11 protein-coding genes are annotated in these 16,611 nt (G+C 62.1%); all 11 read left to right on the top strand.

From position 1 onward, the window contains the following. The first annotated feature begins 27 nt into the window (after positions 1-27). The 11 genes from choW (at position 28) to yccS (ending at position 16,487) form a co-directional block, all read left to right on the top strand. Entirely contained in the window at positions 28-873 is an 846-nt protein-coding gene (gene choW, locus T3A99_RS25890; RefSeq protein WP_047230366.1) for a choline ABC transporter permease subunit, read from the top strand. Continuing rightward, positions 870-2,048, top strand: coding sequence for a choline ABC transporter ATP-binding protein (choV, locus tag T3A99_RS25885; RefSeq protein ID WP_047230365.1), 1,179 nt, complete (start codon positions 870-872; stop codon positions 2,046-2,048). Before choW ends, choV begins: the two co-directional genes overlap by 4 nt. Positions 2,049-2,358: 310 nt before the next feature. Next, on the top strand, positions 2,359-2,979 hold the full coding sequence (gene betI, locus T3A99_RS25880; RefSeq protein WP_274090679.1) for a transcriptional regulator BetI: 621 nt from the start codon (positions 2,359-2,361) through the stop codon (positions 2,977-2,979). Between the two features lie 80 nt (positions 2,980-3,059). Then, positions 3,060-4,532 (top strand): betaine-aldehyde dehydrogenase, encoded by a 1,473-nt coding sequence (gene betB / locus T3A99_RS25875; protein ID WP_047230363.1) that lies wholly within the window; start codon positions 3,060-3,062, stop codon positions 4,530-4,532. Between the two features lie 219 nt (positions 4,533-4,751). Then, the gene (betA, locus tag T3A99_RS25870) at positions 4,752-6,455 is read left to right on the top strand and encodes a choline dehydrogenase (protein ID WP_076383391.1); all 1,704 of its coding nucleotides are present in this window, start codon (positions 4,752-4,754) and stop codon (positions 6,453-6,455) included. Between the two features lie 231 nt (positions 6,456-6,686). Beyond that, positions 6,687-8,129, top strand: a complete 1,443-nt coding sequence (locus tag T3A99_RS25865; protein ID WP_076383390.1) for a TldD/PmbA family protein — start codon at positions 6,687-6,689, stop codon at positions 8,127-8,129. Between the two features lie 14 nt (positions 8,130-8,143). Further along, complete coding sequence (locus tag T3A99_RS25860; RefSeq protein WP_322834956.1) at positions 8,144-9,481, top strand: TldD/PmbA family protein; 1,338 nt, start codon at positions 8,144-8,146, stop codon at positions 9,479-9,481. A 193-nt stretch (positions 9,482-9,674) separates the two neighbouring features. Continuing rightward, complete coding sequence (gene mdtD / locus T3A99_RS25855) at positions 9,675-11,102, top strand: multidrug transporter subunit MdtD (RefSeq protein WP_076383389.1); 1,428 nt, start codon at positions 9,675-9,677, stop codon at positions 11,100-11,102. 298 nt (positions 11,103-11,400) lie between these two features. Continuing rightward, the gene (dbpA, locus tag T3A99_RS25850) at positions 11,401-12,738 is read left to right on the top strand and encodes an ATP-dependent RNA helicase DbpA (RefSeq protein ID WP_230682660.1); all 1,338 of its coding nucleotides are present in this window, start codon (positions 11,401-11,403) and stop codon (positions 12,736-12,738) included. A 143-nt stretch (positions 12,739-12,881) separates the two neighbouring features. Continuing rightward, entirely contained in the window at positions 12,882-14,060 is a 1,179-nt protein-coding gene (locus tag T3A99_RS25845) for an NAD(P)/FAD-dependent oxidoreductase (protein WP_047230492.1), read from the top strand. A gap of 243 nt (positions 14,061-14,303) precedes the next feature. Further along, on the top strand, positions 14,304-16,487 hold the full coding sequence (yccS, locus tag T3A99_RS25840; RefSeq protein WP_160893959.1) for a YccS family putative transporter: 2,184 nt from the start codon (positions 14,304-14,306) through the stop codon (positions 16,485-16,487). Positions 16,488-16,611: the final 124 nt, after the last annotated feature.

Raw genomic sequence — 16,611 nt, 5'->3', positions numbered from 1 at the left:
ATTCCTTGCATGCGGATGTTCACTACCATGCTGATTGATCAGAAAATACCCTTGGGCCAGTACATTGCGGGCTTTGTCGACTGGTTGACGCAACACGGCGCCAACACATTCGATGCCATCGCCTTGTCACTGGAAACGATGATTCACGGCGTGACGTTTGCGCTGACCTGGTTCAACCCGCTTGTCTTGATCGGCCTCATCGCTCTACTGGCGCATTTTATCCAGCGCAAGTGGGGCCTGACGGTCTTCGTTATCGCAGCCTTTCTGCTTATCCTGAACCTGGGTTACTGGCAGGAAACCATGGAAACCCTGGCCCAGGTGCTGTTCGCGACCCTGGTCTGTGTCTTGATCGGCGTGCCGCTGGGCATTGTTGCCGCGCACAAGCCGCTGTTCTACACCATGATGCGTCCGGTGCTCGATCTGATGCAGACCGTACCGACCTTCGTTTACCTCATTCCTACCCTGACCCTTTTCGGGCTGGGTGTGGTCCCCGGTCTGATCTCGACGGTGGTGTTCGCGATTGCCGCGCCCATCCGCTTGACCTACCTGGGTATCCGCGACGTTCCGGACGAACTGATGGACGCCGGCAAAGCCTTCGGCTGCTCCCGTCGCCAACTGCTGTCCCGTATCGAACTGCCCCATGCGATGCCCAGCATCGCGGCCGGTATCACCCAATGCATCATGCTGTCGTTGTCGATGGTGGTCATCGCCGCGCTGGTGGGTGCCGACGGCCTGGGCAAACCCGTGGTCAACGCACTGAACACCGCTGATATCGCCCTGGGCTTCGAAGCAGGCCTGGCGATCGTATTGCTGGCAATCATGCTCGACCGAATCTGCAAGCAACCCGACGCCAAAGTAGGGGGTGACGCATGAGCATAATCCGCTTCGAAGAGGTCGACGTGATCTTCTCCAAAGATCCACGTGAAGCCCTCAAGCTGCTCGACCAAGGCATGACACGCAACGAAATCCTGAAGAAAACCGGGCAAATCGTCGGTGTGGAAAAAGCCAGCCTGGACATTGAAAAAGGCGAAATCTGCGTACTGATGGGGCTTTCCGGCTCCGGTAAATCCAGCCTGCTGCGTTGCATCAACGGCTTGAACACCGTCAGTCGCGGGAAGTTGTTCGTCGAGCATGAAGGCCGGCAGATCGACATCGCCTCCTGCAGCCCGGCCGAACTGAAGATGATGCGCACCAAGCGCATCGCCATGGTGTTCCAGAAGTTCGCCCTGATGCCCTGGCTGACGGTGCGCGAGAACATCAGCTTCGGCCTGGAAATGCAGGGCCGGCCGGAAAAGGAACGCAAGAAGCTGGTGGATGAAAAACTTGAGCTGGTGGGCCTGACCCAGTGGCGCAACAAGAAACCTGACGAGTTGTCCGGCGGCATGCAGCAACGGGTCGGCCTGGCCCGCGCCCTGGCGATGGACGCCGATATCCTGCTGATGGACGAACCTTTCTCGGCCCTCGACCCACTGATCCGCCAGGGCTTGCAGGACGAATTGCTGGAATTGCAACGCAAACTGAGCAAGACCATCGTGTTCGTCAGCCATGACCTGGACGAAGCCTTGAAGCTGGGCAGCCGGATCGCGATCATGAAAGACGGCCGGATCATCCAGTACAGCAAGCCGGAAGAAATCGTGCTGAACCCGGCCGACGATTACGTGCGCACCTTCGTCGCCCACACCAACCCGCTCAACGTGCTCTGTGGCCGCAGCCTGATGCGCACCCTGGACAACTGCAAGCGCATCAACGGTTCGGTGTGCCTGGATCCGGGCGGCGACTCCTGGCTCGATCTGGCCGAAGGCAACACCATCAAGGGCGCCCGCCAAAACGGAGCGGTGCTGGACCTGCAAAACTGGGCCCCGGGCCAAGCCGTCGAAGGCCTGGGCCGTCGTCCGACCCTGGTGGACTCCAACATCGGCATGCGCGACGCGCTGCAGATTCGCTACCAGACCGGCAACAAACTGGTGCTTCACGACAACCAACAGGTCGTCGGGATTCTTGGCGACAGTGAGCTGTACCACGCACTGCTCGGCAAAAACCTGGGCTAAGCGAAACCGAAAAAAACGCCGCGAGACGATCGCGGCGTTTTTGTTTGGGTGATTCTGAACTGCTGACCGGCTTGACTTGGAATGCAAATCCCCTCACCACAACAGTATTCCAGCGATCAAGCGCATTTGGCCTACATGCCAACCGACGAGTGTTATAAAGACATCCCCAAAAGTCCTCGCCCCGGCAAATAGCGACGACTTGTCATAGAACTTATTTTTGTTGATTGAACGTTCAATCAAAACAAAATAGACTGGCCTTCATTCCGATAGACAACACTCATCCATCGGATGGCCTAAGGAGATGTACCAGATGCCCAAGGTCGGTATGCAACCCATCCGCCGCCAGCAATTGATCGAAGCCACTATGCAAGCGGTCGATCAGGTCGGGATGGGGGACGCCAGCATTGCGCTGATCGCCCGTTTGGCCGGTGTCTCCAACGGCATCATCAGCCACTACTTCAAGGACAAGAATGGCCTGATCGCGGCCACGGCCCAGTACCTGATGAGTGTCCTGAGCGAGAACGTCACTGCACGCCGTCAGGCGCTGGAGGACCCAAGCCCAAGGGCTCACCTGCAGGTGATCATCGAAGGCAACTTCGACGCCAGCCAGGTCAATGGCCCGGCAATGAAAACCTGGTTGGCCTTTTGGGCCACCAGCATGCACCACCCGTCTTTGCACAGGTTGCAGCGGATCAACGATCACCGTCTGTATTCCAACCTGTGTTGCCAGTTCCGCCGCGTGTTGCCCCTCGATGAGGCACGCAGCGCGGCACGGGGCCTGGCCGCGTTGATTGACGGTTTGTGGCTGCGCGGGGCGCTGTCGGGAGACGCGTTCGATACCGCCCAGGCGCACCGGATCGCTTACGAATACATGGATTTCCAATTGGCCAAGGCAGGGGTAACAGAGCACACAGAACCGCTCGATTCCTGAACCGCCACCGAACCGCGTAGTCAGCTGTAGACGACACGCCACGGTGGTCAGCCAACCACTCATGCACTTGCGAGGACTTTATGGCCCGTTTCGAACTGCAAAAACTCTACATCGATGGCGCGTACAGCGATGCCAGCGGCGACGCCACTTTCGAAGCCATCAACCCGGCCAACGGTGAAGTACTCGCCCAGGTGCAGCGGGCCACCAAAGAAGACGTCGAGCGCGCCGTGGTCAGCGCCGAAAAAGGCCAGAAAGTCTGGGCCGCCATGACCGCCATGCAGCGTTCACGCATCCTGCGCCGCGCCGTAGAGATCCTGCGCGAGCGCAACGATGAGTTGGCCGCCCTGGAAACCCTCGACACTGGCAAAGCCTATTCCGAAACCCGCTACGTCGACATCGTCACCGGCGCCGACGTGCTGGAATACTACGCCGGCCTGGTGCCCGCCATCGAAGGCGAGCAGGTGCCGCTGCGCACCACTTCGTTTGTCTACACCCGTCGCGAACCCCTGGGCGTGGTGGCCGGCATCGGCGCGTGGAACTACCCGATCCAGATCGCGTTGTGGAAATCGGCACCGGCCCTGGCCGCTGGCAACGCGATGATCTTCAAGCCGAGCGAAGTCACCTCGCTGACCACCCTGAAACTGGCCGAGATCTACACCGAAGCCGGCGTTCCAGCGGGGGTGTTCAACGTGCTGACGGGCAGCGGCCGTGAAGTCGGCACCTGGCTGACCGAGCACCCGCGCATCGAGAAAATCTCGTTCACCGGCGGCACCGACACCGGCAAGAAAGTCATGGCCAGCGCCTCGAGCTCGTCGCTCAAGGACGTGACCATGGAACTGGGCGGCAAGTCACCGCTGATCATCTTCGACGACGCCGACCTGGATCGTGCTGCCGACACCGCGATGATGGCCAACTTCTACAGCTCCGGCCAGGTCTGCACCAACGGCACCCGGGTGTTCGTGCCGAGCCATCTCAAGGCAGCTTTCGAAGCCAAGATCGCCGAGCGCGTGGCACGTATTCGCATCGGCAATCCAGAAGATGAAAACACCAACTTCGGGCCGCTGGTCAGCTTCGCCCACATGGAAAGCGTGTTGGGCTACATCGAGAAAGGCAAGGCCGAGGGCGCGCGCCTGCTGTGCGGCGGCGGTCGTTTGACTGAAGGCGAATTGGCCAAGGGCGCGTTCGTCGCCCCGACCGTGTTCACCGATTGCACCGACGAGATGACCATCGTGCGCGAAGAAATCTTTGGTCCGGTGATGAGCATCCTCACCTATGAAACCGAAGAAGAAGTGATCCGCCGCGCCAACGACACCGACTTCGGCCTGGCCGCCGGCGTCGTGACCCGCGACCTGAACCGCGCGCACCGGGTGATTCATCAGCTCGAAGCCGGCATCTGCTGGATCAACGCCTGGGGCGAATCGGCCGCCGAAATGCCGGTCGGCGGTTACAAGCAATCGGGCGTGGGCCGGGAGAACGGCATCAGTTCGCTGAACAACTTCACCCGTATCAAATCGGTACAGGTCGAACTGGGCGATTACGCGTCGGTGTTCTGATCTGACATGAGGCCTTGAGTGAACGCCGTTGTGGCGAGGGGATTTATCCCCGTGGGGCTGCGTAGCAGCCCCCTCCCCAAGGCCCCCCATTCTTCAGACAAACCCAGTCGCTGATTTACGACTGCTGCGCAGCCGAACGGGGATAAATCCCCTCGCCACAGGTTGCGCGGCGTCAAGGCAATCGCGACCTGACCCCAATTCAAAAAGAGGGTGCATTTCATGTCCCAAGAATTCGATTACATCATCATTGGTGCCGGTTCGGCCGGTAACACCCTGGCCACCCGCCTGACCGAAGACGAAGGCGTCACCGTCCTGCTGCTCGAAGCCGGTGGGCCGGACTATCGCCTGGATTTCCGCACGCAAATGCCCGCCGCCCTGGCGTTCCCGCTGCAGGGTCGTCGCTACAACTGGGCCTACGAGACCGACCCTGAGCCGCACATGAACGGCCGTCGCATGGAATGCGGTCGCGGCAAGGGCCTGGGCGGCTCTTCGCTGATCAACGGTATGTGCTACATCCGCGGCAACGCCCTGGACTACGACAATTGGGCCAAGCTGCCGGGCCTGGAAGACTGGGCCTACCTGGACTGCCTGCCGTATTTTCGCAAAGCCGAAACCCGCGACATCGGCCCGAACGACTACCACGGTGGTGACGGCCCGGTCAGCGTGACCACGCCCAAGGCCGGCAACAACCCGCTGTTCCATGCCATGGTCGAAGCCGGCGTTCAGGCCGGTTACCCGCGCACCGAAGACCTCAACGGTTATCAGCAGGAAGGTTTCGGCCCGATGGACCGTACCGTCACGCCCAATGGTCGTCGCGCCAGCACCGCGCGCGGTTACCTGGACGTGGCCAAGAAGCGCTCGACACTGACCATCGTCACCCATGCCCTGACCGACAAGATCGTGTTCGAAGGCAAACGTGCGGTCGGCGTGCGTTATCTGGTGGGCGCTGCTGAAGAGCGCGTCGAGGCCCGCGCCCGCAAGGAAGTATTGCTCTGCTCCGGCGCCATCGCCTCGCCGCAGATTTTGCAACGCTCCGGCGTCGGCCCGGCCAAACTGCTGGAAAGCCTCGACATCCCGGTGGTCCATGACCTGCCAGGCGTCGGTGAAAACCTCCAGGACCACCTGGAGCTGTACCTGCAATACGCCTGCACCCAGCCGGTTTCGCTGTACCCGTCGCTGCTCTGGTACAACCAGCCGGCCATCGGTGCCGAATGGCTGTTCAACGGCACCGGCATCGGCGCCAGCAACCAGTTCGAAGCCGGCGGTTTCATCCGCACCCGCCCGGACTTCGATTGGCCGAACATCCAGTATCACTTCCTGCCGGTGGCAATTAACTACAACGGTAGCAACGGCGTGAAGGAACACGGTTTCCAGGCACACATGGGCTCCATGCGTTCGCCAAGCCGTGGCCGGATCCAGGCCAAGTCCAAGGATCCGCGCCAGCACCCGAGCATCCTGTTCAACTACATGGCCACCGAGCAGGACTGGCAGGAGTTTCGCGACGGCATCCGCCTGACCCGCGAGATCATGCAGCAGCCGGCGCTCGACCCGTTCCGCGGTCGCGAAATCAGTCCGGGCATCGAGGTGCAGACTGACGAGCAGTTGGACCAGTTCATCCGCGAGCACGCCGAAACCGCTTTCCACCCGTCCTGCTCGTGCAAGATGGGCACCGACGACATGGCGGTGGTGGACGGCGAAGGCCGCGTGCATGGCATGCAAGGGCTGCGCGTGGTCGATGCCTCGATCATGCCGATCATCACCACCGGCAACCTGAATGCGCCAACGATCATGATCGCCGAGAAAATCGCCGACAAGATCCGTGGCCGCCAGCCACTGCCACGCAGCACCGCGCCGTACTACGTGGCCGGCGACGCGCCGGTGCGCGGCAAGCCAATGCGCGAGGTCGGGCCTCTGGCGCAGTAAGGCATTACACCGCTATCGCGAGCAGGCTCGCTCCCACAGTGGATCTGCGGCGGACACAGATCTTGTGCCCGACAACCGTCAACTGTGGGAGCGAGCTTGCTCGCGATGGCGTCCGGCCTGACACTCCATATTCCCATCTGCCTTGATCCCTCCCCCGCCCAGGCCTAATCTAGAGCCGTCGCGTCAATGCGCCGCACCTCGCTGCACCGCCACTCCAGACAAGGAGGTTCCATGTTCGATGTCCACCCCCAGCTCAAGCAGCGGTTTGCTGCCTTGCGCACGGGCGCTGAGTTCTTTTCCCTGCGCTACGTGCGCGAGTCCGGCCAGCATCTGTCGGTGCGCAAGAACATTGCCGAACCGCCCAGCCTGGGCCGTGACGAAGGGGCGATGCTGACCGTGCGGGTCAACGGTGTCGAGGCCTATGCGGCCACCAACGACCTGTCCCAGGACGGCCTGCAAGCGGCGCTGGAGCGGGCCGAGCAACAAGCCCGCCGGCTCAAGCCACACGCCCTGCTCGACTTGCGCGAGCAGGCGGTCTCCAGCGACCGCGCCGATTACTTCTCGCCTCACTTCGACCAGGCGTTCCCGTCCCTCAACGACTGCTATCAGTTACTGGGCGACGAATCCGCCGCGGTGCCCAAGGATGAGCGCCTGGTGAACTGGCAGGTCAGCATCGGCCTGACCCAGGTCGAGCAGATCTACCTCAACAGCGCCGGCGCCGAACTGCGCCAGGCCCAACGTTTTGTTTATCCGGCCCTGGACGTCACCGCCTTCGACGGCCACGACAGCCAGACCCGCACCCTGGGCCGAGAGAACTTCGGCCAGCAAGGCGGCTTCGATGTCATCCGCCGCTGCGGCCTGATCGGTGCCGCACCAAAAATCGCTGACCAGGCCTTGCAATTGCTCCTGGCGCCGAACACCCCGCAAGGCCCCCGTGACCTGCTATTGATGCCCGATCAGATGATGCTGCAGATCCACGAGTCCATCGGTCACCCGTTGGAACTGGACCGCATCCTGGGAGACGAGCGCAATTACGCCGGCACCAGCTTCGTCACGACCGGCGACTTCGGGCATCTGCAATACGGCTCCCAGCTATTGAACGTGACCTTCGACCCGAACGTTCCCGAAGAGCTGGCCAGCTACAGCCATGACGACGACGGCACCGCCGCCAGCAAAGAATTTCTGATTCGTGAAGGGCTGTTGCTGCGCCCCCTGGGTGGTGCGCTGTCGCAATTTCGCGCAGGCCTGAGCGGGGTCGCCAATAGCCGCGCCTGTGGCTGGAATCGCCCGCCCATCGACCGCATGGCGAACCTGAACATCGAGCCCGGCGACCAATCGTTGGAGCAACTGATCCAGGGCATCGAACACGGCGTGCTGATGCGCACCAACCGCTCCTGGTCCATCGACGATGCCCGAAACAAATTCCAGTTCGGTTGCGAGTGGGGCCAATTGATCGAAAACGGCGAGCTCAAGGGCGTGGTGAAAAACCCCAACTACCGAGGCATTTCCGCGCAATTCTGGAAAAGCCTGCGGGCGGTGGGCGATGCCAGTACCGCCCAGGTACTGGGCACGCCAAATTGTGGCAAGGGCGAACCGAACCAGGTCATCCGCGTCGGCCATGCCTCGCCGGCGTGCGTGTTCAGCAATGTCGCAGTGTTTGGGGGAGATGCCTGATGAGCACCGTCAATATGAGCACCGGCAATCATCAGGCCGAGGCCTTCAAGACGCTGGTGGACTGGCTGCGCAATGCACTGCGCGAAGCCGAGCAGTTCACCCTCGGCTACGCCGCCGAATCCTCTGCTTTTGTGCGTTTCAACCATGGCAAGGTCCGTCAGGCCGGGCAGGTGCAGCAGGCCAGCGTCGGCTTCAAACTGATCAACGACGGGCGCCACGCCGACTTGCAGATCACCTTGTCCGGAGAAGTCGAAACCGACCTGCAACGCCTGGCCGAAGGTCTGCAACAGTTGCGCGAAACCCTGCCGCTGCTGCCGCCCGATCCGTACCTGCTGCTCAACCACAACCACTGGCAGAGCCAAAACGTGCAGGACCATCCGTTGCCGGACACTGACCAGGCCGTGGCCGAAATCACCCGCGCCGCCGACGGTCTGGATTTGGTCGGTTTCTATGCCGCCGGCCCCATCAGCCGGGGCTTCGCCAGTTCTTCGGGGGCGTTCGGCTGGCATCAGGCCAACAGCTTCAACTTCGATTTCAGCCTGTTCCATGAAAACGGCCAGGCGGTAAAAGCCAGCTACGCCGGGCACGAATGGAGCAGCGAAGGCTTTGCCAGGCGCTTTGAACAGGCCCGCGAGCAGTTGGCGTTTTTGGGCCGCCCCTTGCGCACCCTGCCGCCCGGTGAATACCGCGCCTACCTGGCACCAGCGGCGATGGAAGAAATCATGGGCATGCTCAGCTGGGGCGGGTTTTCGGCCCGGGCGATTGCCAGCAAGCAAAGTCCGTTGCAGAAGTTCTACGCGAACGAAGCAAGCTTGAGCCCCGACGTATGGCTCAGTGAGCAGGTCAGCGGCTCTTTGAGCCCGGCGTTTTCCGACGAAGGTTATCCGCGCGATGACTTGGGCCTGATCGTCAAAGGCATGGCCGGTGCACAGTTGATCAACTCCCGCAGCGCCGCCGAGCACGGCCTGAATGCCAACGGCGCCAGCAGCTACGAATACCCCACGGCGCTGGTGATGAACGAAGGCCAGCTCGAGCAGCAAGACATCCTCGAACACCTTGGCACCGGGCTGTACATCAGCAACCTCTGGTACCTGAACTACTCGGACCAACCGGCCGCGCGCATGACCGGCATGACCCGCTTCGCCACGTTCTGGGTCGAGAACGGCCAGATCGTCGCGCCGGTCAGCACCATGCGTTTCGACGACAGCGTCTACAGCCTGCTCGGCTCGCAACTCGAAGGCCTGACCCGGGAGCGGGAACTGCTGCTCTCGGCCAGCACCTACAGCCAGCGGGCCACGGCTTCGATGCTGTTGCCGGGGGCACTGGTCAAGCGCTTGACCTTGACGTTGTAGCCAACCAAACACAGGACCTGTGGCGAGGGGATTTATCCCCGCTGGGTTGCGAAGCGACCCCCAAAGGGTAAATGCGTTCTGCCTGACTCACCGAGGCGACAGTTCTGGGGCTGCTTCGCAGCCCAGCGGGGATAAATCCCCTCGCCACAACAGCGGCATCTGTTCCTGATCAACACTCCGTACAAGAGGTCCCATGCCCAACCGTGCACCGCTCGACGCTGTCACCGCCCGCTGGCTTCCTTGGGTCGTGGCGATTGCCTTCTTCATGCAGTCCCTGGACGGGACCATCCTCAACACCGCCCTGCCCGCCATGGCCAGCGACCTGGCGGAAAACCCGCTGCGCATGCAGGGCGTGATCATTGCCTACATGCTCACCGTGGCGCTGCTGATCCCGGCCTCTGGCTGGATCGCCGACCGCTTCGGGACCAAGAAGATTTTCTTCGGCGCGATCCTGCTGTTCAGTTTCGGCTCGTTGCTCTGCGCCTTGTCCAATTCGTTGTCCATGCTGATCGGCGCCCGGGTGATCCAGGGCCTGGGCGGCGCGCTGATGCTGCCGGTGGGCCGGTTGGTCGTGCTGCGGGCCTACCCACGCTCGGAACTGGTGCGGATCATGGGTTTCATCACCATTCCCGGCCTGCTCGGCCCACTGATCGGGCCGACCATGGGCGGCTGGATGGTGGAGTACCTGACCTGGCACTGGATCTTCATCATCAACCTGCCGGTGGGCGTGCTGGGTTGCTACGCGGTGTGGAAATTCATCCCGGACCTGCGCGGCAGCGAGCGTACCCGGTTCGATGGCCTGGGCTTTTTGCTGTTTGGCGCGGCCATGGTGCTGATCACCATCGCCATGGAAGGCCTCGGTGAACTGCACCTGCCGCACTTGCGTGTGATGTTGCTGCTGTTCGGCGGCATGGCCTGCCTGGCCGCTTATTGGCTACGGGCCGGGCACATCGAAAACCCGCTGTTCGCACCCTCGCTGTTCAAGACCCGGACCTTCGCCGTGGGGATTCTCGGCAATCTGTTCGCGCGCCTGGGCAGCGGCGCCCTGCCGTTCCTGGTGCCGTTGCTGCTGCAAGTGGCCCTGGGCTATTCACCGTCCCAGGCCGGGATGAGCATGTTACCTCTGGCCGCGGCGGCGATGGTCGCCAAGTCCGTGGCCCGGCCGTTGATCGAGCGCTTCGGCTACCGCAGCGTATTGACCGCCAATACCCTGGCCCTGGGCCTGATGCTGGCGAGCATGGGCCTGGTCAGCGAACAGACGCCGTACTGGCTGCTGCTGGCGCAACTGGCGGTGCTGGGAGCAATCAACTCGTTGCAGTTCACCGCGATGAACACCGTGACCCTGATTGACCTGGACGACGCCAGCGCCAGCAGCGGCAACAGCCTGCTGTCGGTGGTGGCGCAACTGTCCCTGAGCCTGGGCGTGGCCTGTGCTGGTGCGCTGCTCGGCGGCTTTACCGCCCAGGTCGGCAACGACGGGGTGGACACCGTGCTTGGCGCGTTCCAGTTGACGTTCCTGACGGTGGGCATCATGGCGATGCTGGCGGCGACGATTTTTTCGCAGCTGTCGAAAGAGGATGGGCGGCGGGCCAAGCGGCCGGATGAGCATATCGAGCACTGACTAAGAGGCGTCGTGGCTTGGCGCTTTTTGTGGGAGCAAGGCTTGCCCGCGATACAGGCGACTCGGTTTCCTGAAATAGCGCGCCACCTTCGTCGCGAGCAAGCTTTGCTCCCACAGTTCCAGAGCCCCACAGTTTCTGGATCCACCAGCCCCCAACACAAGCGTGGCCCTCACAGCTCGTCCAGAACTTTCGAGAAAAGTGGCACGAGGCTGCTACACTGCGCGACATTTTGTTTTGCAGGCCAGTCCCGTGACCACCATTGCCACCGCTTTTAATACTCTGCCGCTGTCCGCCGCCATGCTGGCTAACCTCGAATCCCTCGGTTATGCCCAGATGACGCCGATCCAGGCGCAGAGCTTGCCGGTGATCCTCAAGGGCATGGATCTGATCGCCCAGGCCAAGACCGGCAGCGGCAAGACCGCGGCCTTCGGCATCGGCCTGCTGAACCCGATCAACCCGCGCTTCTTCGGCTGCCAGGCACTGGTGATCTGCCCGACTCGTGAGCTGGCCGATCAGGTTGCCAAGGAAATCAGGCGCCTGGCCCGCGCCGAAGACAACATCAAGGTCCTGACCCTGTGTGGCGGCGTGTCGTTTGGCCCGCAGATCGCTTCCCTGGAGCACGGCGCCCACATCATCGTCGGCACGCCAGGGCGCATCCAGCAGCACCTGCGCAAGGGCTCGCTGGTGCTGGACGGCCTCAACACGCTGATCCTCGATGAAGCCGACCGCATGCTCGACATGGGCTTCTACGACGCCATCGAAGACATCATCCAGCAGACCCCGGAACGCCGTCAGACCTTGCTGTTCTCCGCCACCTACCCGGTGGGCATCAAGCAACTGTCGTCCAAGTTCATGCGCAACCCGCAGCAGGTCAAGGCCGAAGCCTTTCACTCCGACGCGCAGATCGAGCAGCGTTTCTATGAAATCTCCCCCGAGGAGCGCATGGACGCCGTGGTCAAGGTGCTGGCGCATTTCCGTCCGGCCTCCTGCGTGGCGTTCTGCTTCACCAAGCAGCAGGTTCAGGAAACCGTCGACCATCTGACATCCAAAGGTATCTCGGCGGTCGGCCTGCATGGCGATCTGGAACAGCGCGACCGCGATCAGGTGCTGGCGATGTTCGCCAACCGCAGCACCTCGGTGCTGGTCGCCACCGATGTGGCGGCCCGTGGCCTGGACATCGACGCACTGGACATGGTGATCAACGTCGAATTGGCCCGCGACTCGGAGATTCACATTCACCGCGTCGGCCGCACCGGGCGTGCGGGTGAAAAAGGCATCGCCATCAGCCTGGTGGCGCCGTCCGAAGCCCACCGCGCCCAAGCGATCGAACAGTTGCAGAAGTCACCACTGAGCTGGGACCAACTGGACAACCTCAAGCCCCAGGGCGGCGGCCCGCTGCTGCCGGCCATGAGCACCCTGTGCATTGGTGCCGGGCGCAAAGACAAAGTCCGCCCCGGCGACATCCTCGGCGCCCTCACCGGCGAGGCCGGCATCCCCGGCGCCCAGGTCGGCAAGATCGCGATTTTCGACTTCCAGGCCTATGTCGCCGTGGAGCGCGCAATCGCCAAACAGGCGCTGCAACGCCTGAACGATGGCAAGATCAAGGGCCGTTCGTTGCGGGTGCGGATCCTGTAACTCCAACAGAGATCAAACTGTGGGAGCGAGCCTGCTCGCGATGACGGACTGTCAGACAACATCAATGTTGAATGTACCGGCCTCATCGCGAGCAGGCTCGCTCCCACAATGGGTTTTGTGGTGACATTTAGAGGGACACCGTTTTGCGCTCTACCGAAGTCGTGATCATTGGCGCTGGCGCCGCGGGGTTGATGTGCGCGCTGACCGCCGCAGGGCGCGGACGGCAGGTGATGTTGCTGGACCACGCCAACAAAGCCGGCAAGAAAATCCTCATGTCCGGCGGTGGGCGCTGCAATTTCACCAACATGTACAGCGAACCGGGCAATTTCCTCTCGCAGAACCCGCATTTCTGCAAGTCGGCCCTGGCCCGTTACACCCAGTGGGATTTCATCGCCCTGGTGGCCAAGCACGGCGTGCCCTATCACGAGAAAAAACTCGGCCAGTTGTTCTGTGATAACAAGTCCAGCGACATCCTCGGCCTGCTGCTGGACGAATGCGACCAGGCCGGTGTCAACCTGCACCTGGACACCTCGATCGAGCGCATCGAGAAAACCGAGAGCGGCTACCTGCTGCAAACCACCCTCGGGGCCATCACCTGCCAATCCTTGGTGATTGCCACGGGCGGGCTGTCGATCCCGACGCTGGGCGCGACCGGTTTCGGTTACCAGGTGGCCAAACAGTTCGGCCACCAACTGCTGCCCACCCGCGCTGGGCTGGTACCGTTCACCATCACCGACCAACTCAAGGCGTTGTGCACCGAACTTTCAGGCACTTCAGTGGATTGCCTGGTGAGCTGCAACGAGCAGAGTTTTCGCGAGAACATCCTGTTCACCCACCGCGGCCTCAGCGGCCCGGCGATCCTGCAGATTTCCTCGTTCTGGGAACCGGGTGACACGGTGCAGATCAACCTGCTGCCGGACCACGACGTGCCGAGCTGGCTGCAACAGCAACAGGCCGAACGCCCCAACAGCGAACTGAAAACCCTGCTGGGCGAATTGTTCACCAAGAAGATGGCCACCCTGCTGGCCGACACTTGGTTCGTCTCCAAACCCATGAAGCAATACACCCACGCCGAACTGGCGGACATTGCCGAGAAACTGTCGAGCTGGAATGTCGTCCCGGCCGGCACCGAAGGCTACCGCACCGCCGAAGTGACCCTGGGCGGTGTCGATACGCGGGAAGTCTCGTCCAAGACCATGGAATCACTGAAAAGCCCTGGCCTGTATTTCATTGGCGAAGTGCTGGACGTCACCGGGCATCTGGGCGGGTTCAACTTCCAATGGGCCTGGGCGTCGGGGTATGCGGCTGCGCAATACGTCTGATTGAAGGGATGCATAGAATCCAATGGGGATGATGATCCTGTGGGAGCGAGCCTGCTCGCGATGGCGGACTATCAGACAACATCAATGTTGAATGTACCGGCCTCATCGCGAGCAGGCTCGCTCCCACTGGGGTTTGCTGGAGCATCCCGGAACACTTTTTGCTGCCGGATGTGATCGCCGCCATTGCGTCGGCGTCATTACTGCCTCAATTTAGCGTCATTGCCCGTCAGGCCCGTGCACTTCATGTCATCGACCTCGTTTAGTCAGTCTCTGCGTCGCCTTTGGGCGTTGGATAAATTCAGTTATAGCGTACGGGTGTTCATCGCCCTGACCGGCAGCATGGCGCTGTGTTGGTATCTGGATGAGATGGCGCTGTTGATCCCGCTGTTCCTGGGCATCATCGCCAGCGCCCTGGCCGAGACCGATGACAGCTGGCAGGGCCGCCTCAACGCGCTGGCCGTGACGCTGGTGTGCTTCACCATCGCAGCGCTGTCGGTGGAATTGCTGTTTCCTTATCCGGTTCTGTTCATCGTTGCCCTGGCGCTGGCGAGTTTCGCCCTGACTATGCTCGGTGCGCTGGGCGAGCGCTATGGCGCGATTGCCTCGGCCACGTTGATTCTCTCGGTCTACACCATGATCGGCGTAGACCAGCGCGGTGGCGCGGTCACCGATTTCTGGCACGAACCTTTGCTGCTGGTGGCCGGTGCGGCTTGGTACGGCCTGCTCTCGGTGCTGTGGCAGGCGCTGTTTTCCAACCAGCCGGTGCAGCAAAGCCTGGCGCGGCTGTTCCGCGAGCTGGGACGCTATCTGAAGCTCAAATCATCGCTCTTCGAGCCGATCCGTCAACTGGACGTCGAAGCCCGACGCCTGGAACTGGCCCAGCAGAACGGCCGGGTCGTCGCCGCGCTTAACGCGGCGAAGGAAATCATCCTGCACCGCGTAGGCAATGGGCGACCAGGCTCGAAGGTCAGCCGCTACCTGAAGCTGTACTTCCTCGCCCAGGATATCCACGAGCGCGCCAGCTCTTCCCACTACCCCTACAACGCACTGGCCGAGGCGTTCTTTCACAGCGACGTGCTGTTCCGCTGCCAACGCCTGCTGCGCCAGCAAGGTAAAGCCTGCCAAGCGTTGGCCGAGTCGATCCAACTGCGCCAGCCATTCGTCTATGACGCCAGCTTCGCCGAGGCGCTGAATGACCTGCATGCCTCCCTCGAACACCTGCGGATTCAGAGCAACCCAGCCTGGCGCGGATTGCTGCGTTCGCTACGGGCCTTGTCGGCGAACCTTGGCACCATGGACCGCCTGCTCAGCGACGCGAGCAACCCCGACGCCCTGGCCGACGCCACCGATAGCAGCCTGCTGGATCGCTCGCCGCGCAACCTGAAGGACGTCTGGGTCCGCTTGCGCACACAGCTCACGCCCACCTCGCTGCTGTTCCGGCATGCCCTGCGCCTGCCCCTGGCGCTGAGTGTGGGTTATGCCATGGTGCATCTGATCCACCCGTCCCAAGGCTACTGGATCATTCTCACCACGCTGTTCGTGTGCCAACCCAACTACGGCGCCACCCGGCGCAAGCTCGGCCAACGGATCATCGGCACCGCCATCGGCCTGACGGTGGCCTGGGCGCTGTTCGATCTGTTTCCCAACCCGCTGGTGCAATCGTCTTTCGCCATCGCCGCCGGGGTGGTGTTCTTTACCAACCGCACGACCCGCTACACCCTGGCGACCGCCGCGATCACGATCATGGTGCTGTTCTGCTTCAACCAGGTAGGCGACGGCTATGGACTGCTGCTGCCACGCCTGTTCGATACGCTGCTGGGCAGCCTGATCGCCGGCCTTGCGGTATTCCTGTTCCTGCCGGACTGGCAAGGCCGCCGGTTGAACAAGGTGCTGGCCAACACGCTGACCTGCAACAGCATTTACCTGCGCCAGATCATGCAGCAATACGCCGCCGGCAAAAGCGATGACCTGGCCTATCGCCTGGCCCGACGCAACGCCCACAACGCCGACGCCGCATTGTCCACCACCCTGGCAAACATGCTGATGGAGCCGGGGCATTTCCGTAAGGAAGCCGATGTCGGGTTCCGCTTCCTGGTGCTGTCCCACACCCTGCTCAGCTACTTGTCAGGCCTGGGCGCCCATCGGGACACCCCATTGCCTGCAGACGTGCGCGAACACCTGATCGACGGCGCAGGGGTGAAACTGGCCGCGAGCATCGACGAAATTGCCCAGGGCCTGGCGAGCAAACAACCGATAGCGGTCCAAAGCGACGAGGAAGAAGCCTTGGCCAGTGAGCTTGAGCAGATGCCCGATGAAATCGACGAGGGTCAGCGACTGGTGCAGACGCAACTGGGGTTGATCTGCCGTCAGTTGGGGCCGCTGCGCACGTTGGCGGCGCATCTGGTCAAGGATACTAGCGAGGCTTGAGGAGTGTGGTGCTCGCACCACCGTCATCGCGAGCGGGCTCGCTCCCACAGTGGACCTCAGCCGTACAAAATTTAAGTGTCCGCTCTAGATCAACTGTGGGAGCGAGCCTGCTCGCGATAGCGCC

The sequence above is a fragment of the Pseudomonas sp. N-137 genome (genome assembly GCF_034555295.1).
Classification (GTDB): Bacteria; Pseudomonadota; Gammaproteobacteria; order Pseudomonadales; family Pseudomonadaceae; genus Aquipseudomonas; species Aquipseudomonas rhizophila.
Note: the sequence above shows the minus strand (reverse complement) of the source record. Positions and strands in the feature narration are given on the sequence as shown.

Coding starts and splice junctions, on each gene's coding strand:
- betB (WP_047230363.1), top strand. CDS start 3,060: ATGGCCCGTTTCGAACTGCAAAAACTCTACATCGATGGCGCGTACAGC.
- yccS (WP_160893959.1), top strand. CDS start 14,304: ATGTCATCGACCTCGTTTAGTCAGTCTCTGCGTCGCCTTTGGGCGTTG.
- choW (WP_047230366.1), top strand. CDS start 28: ATGCTGATTGATCAGAAAATACCCTTGGGCCAGTACATTGCGGGCTTT.
- betI (WP_274090679.1), top strand. CDS start 2,359: ATGCCCAAGGTCGGTATGCAACCCATCCGCCGCCAGCAATTGATCGAA.
- betA (WP_076383391.1), top strand. CDS start 4,752: ATGTCCCAAGAATTCGATTACATCATCATTGGTGCCGGTTCGGCCGGT.
- T3A99_RS25860 (WP_322834956.1), top strand. CDS start 8,144: ATGAGCACCGGCAATCATCAGGCCGAGGCCTTCAAGACGCTGGTGGAC.
- mdtD (WP_076383389.1), top strand. CDS start 9,675: ATGCCCAACCGTGCACCGCTCGACGCTGTCACCGCCCGCTGGCTTCCT.
- T3A99_RS25865 (WP_076383390.1), top strand. CDS start 6,687: ATGTTCGATGTCCACCCCCAGCTCAAGCAGCGGTTTGCTGCCTTGCGC.
- dbpA (WP_230682660.1), top strand. CDS start 11,401: ATGCTGGCTAACCTCGAATCCCTCGGTTATGCCCAGATGACGCCGATC.
- choV (WP_047230365.1), top strand. CDS start 870: ATGAGCATAATCCGCTTCGAAGAGGTCGACGTGATCTTCTCCAAAGAT.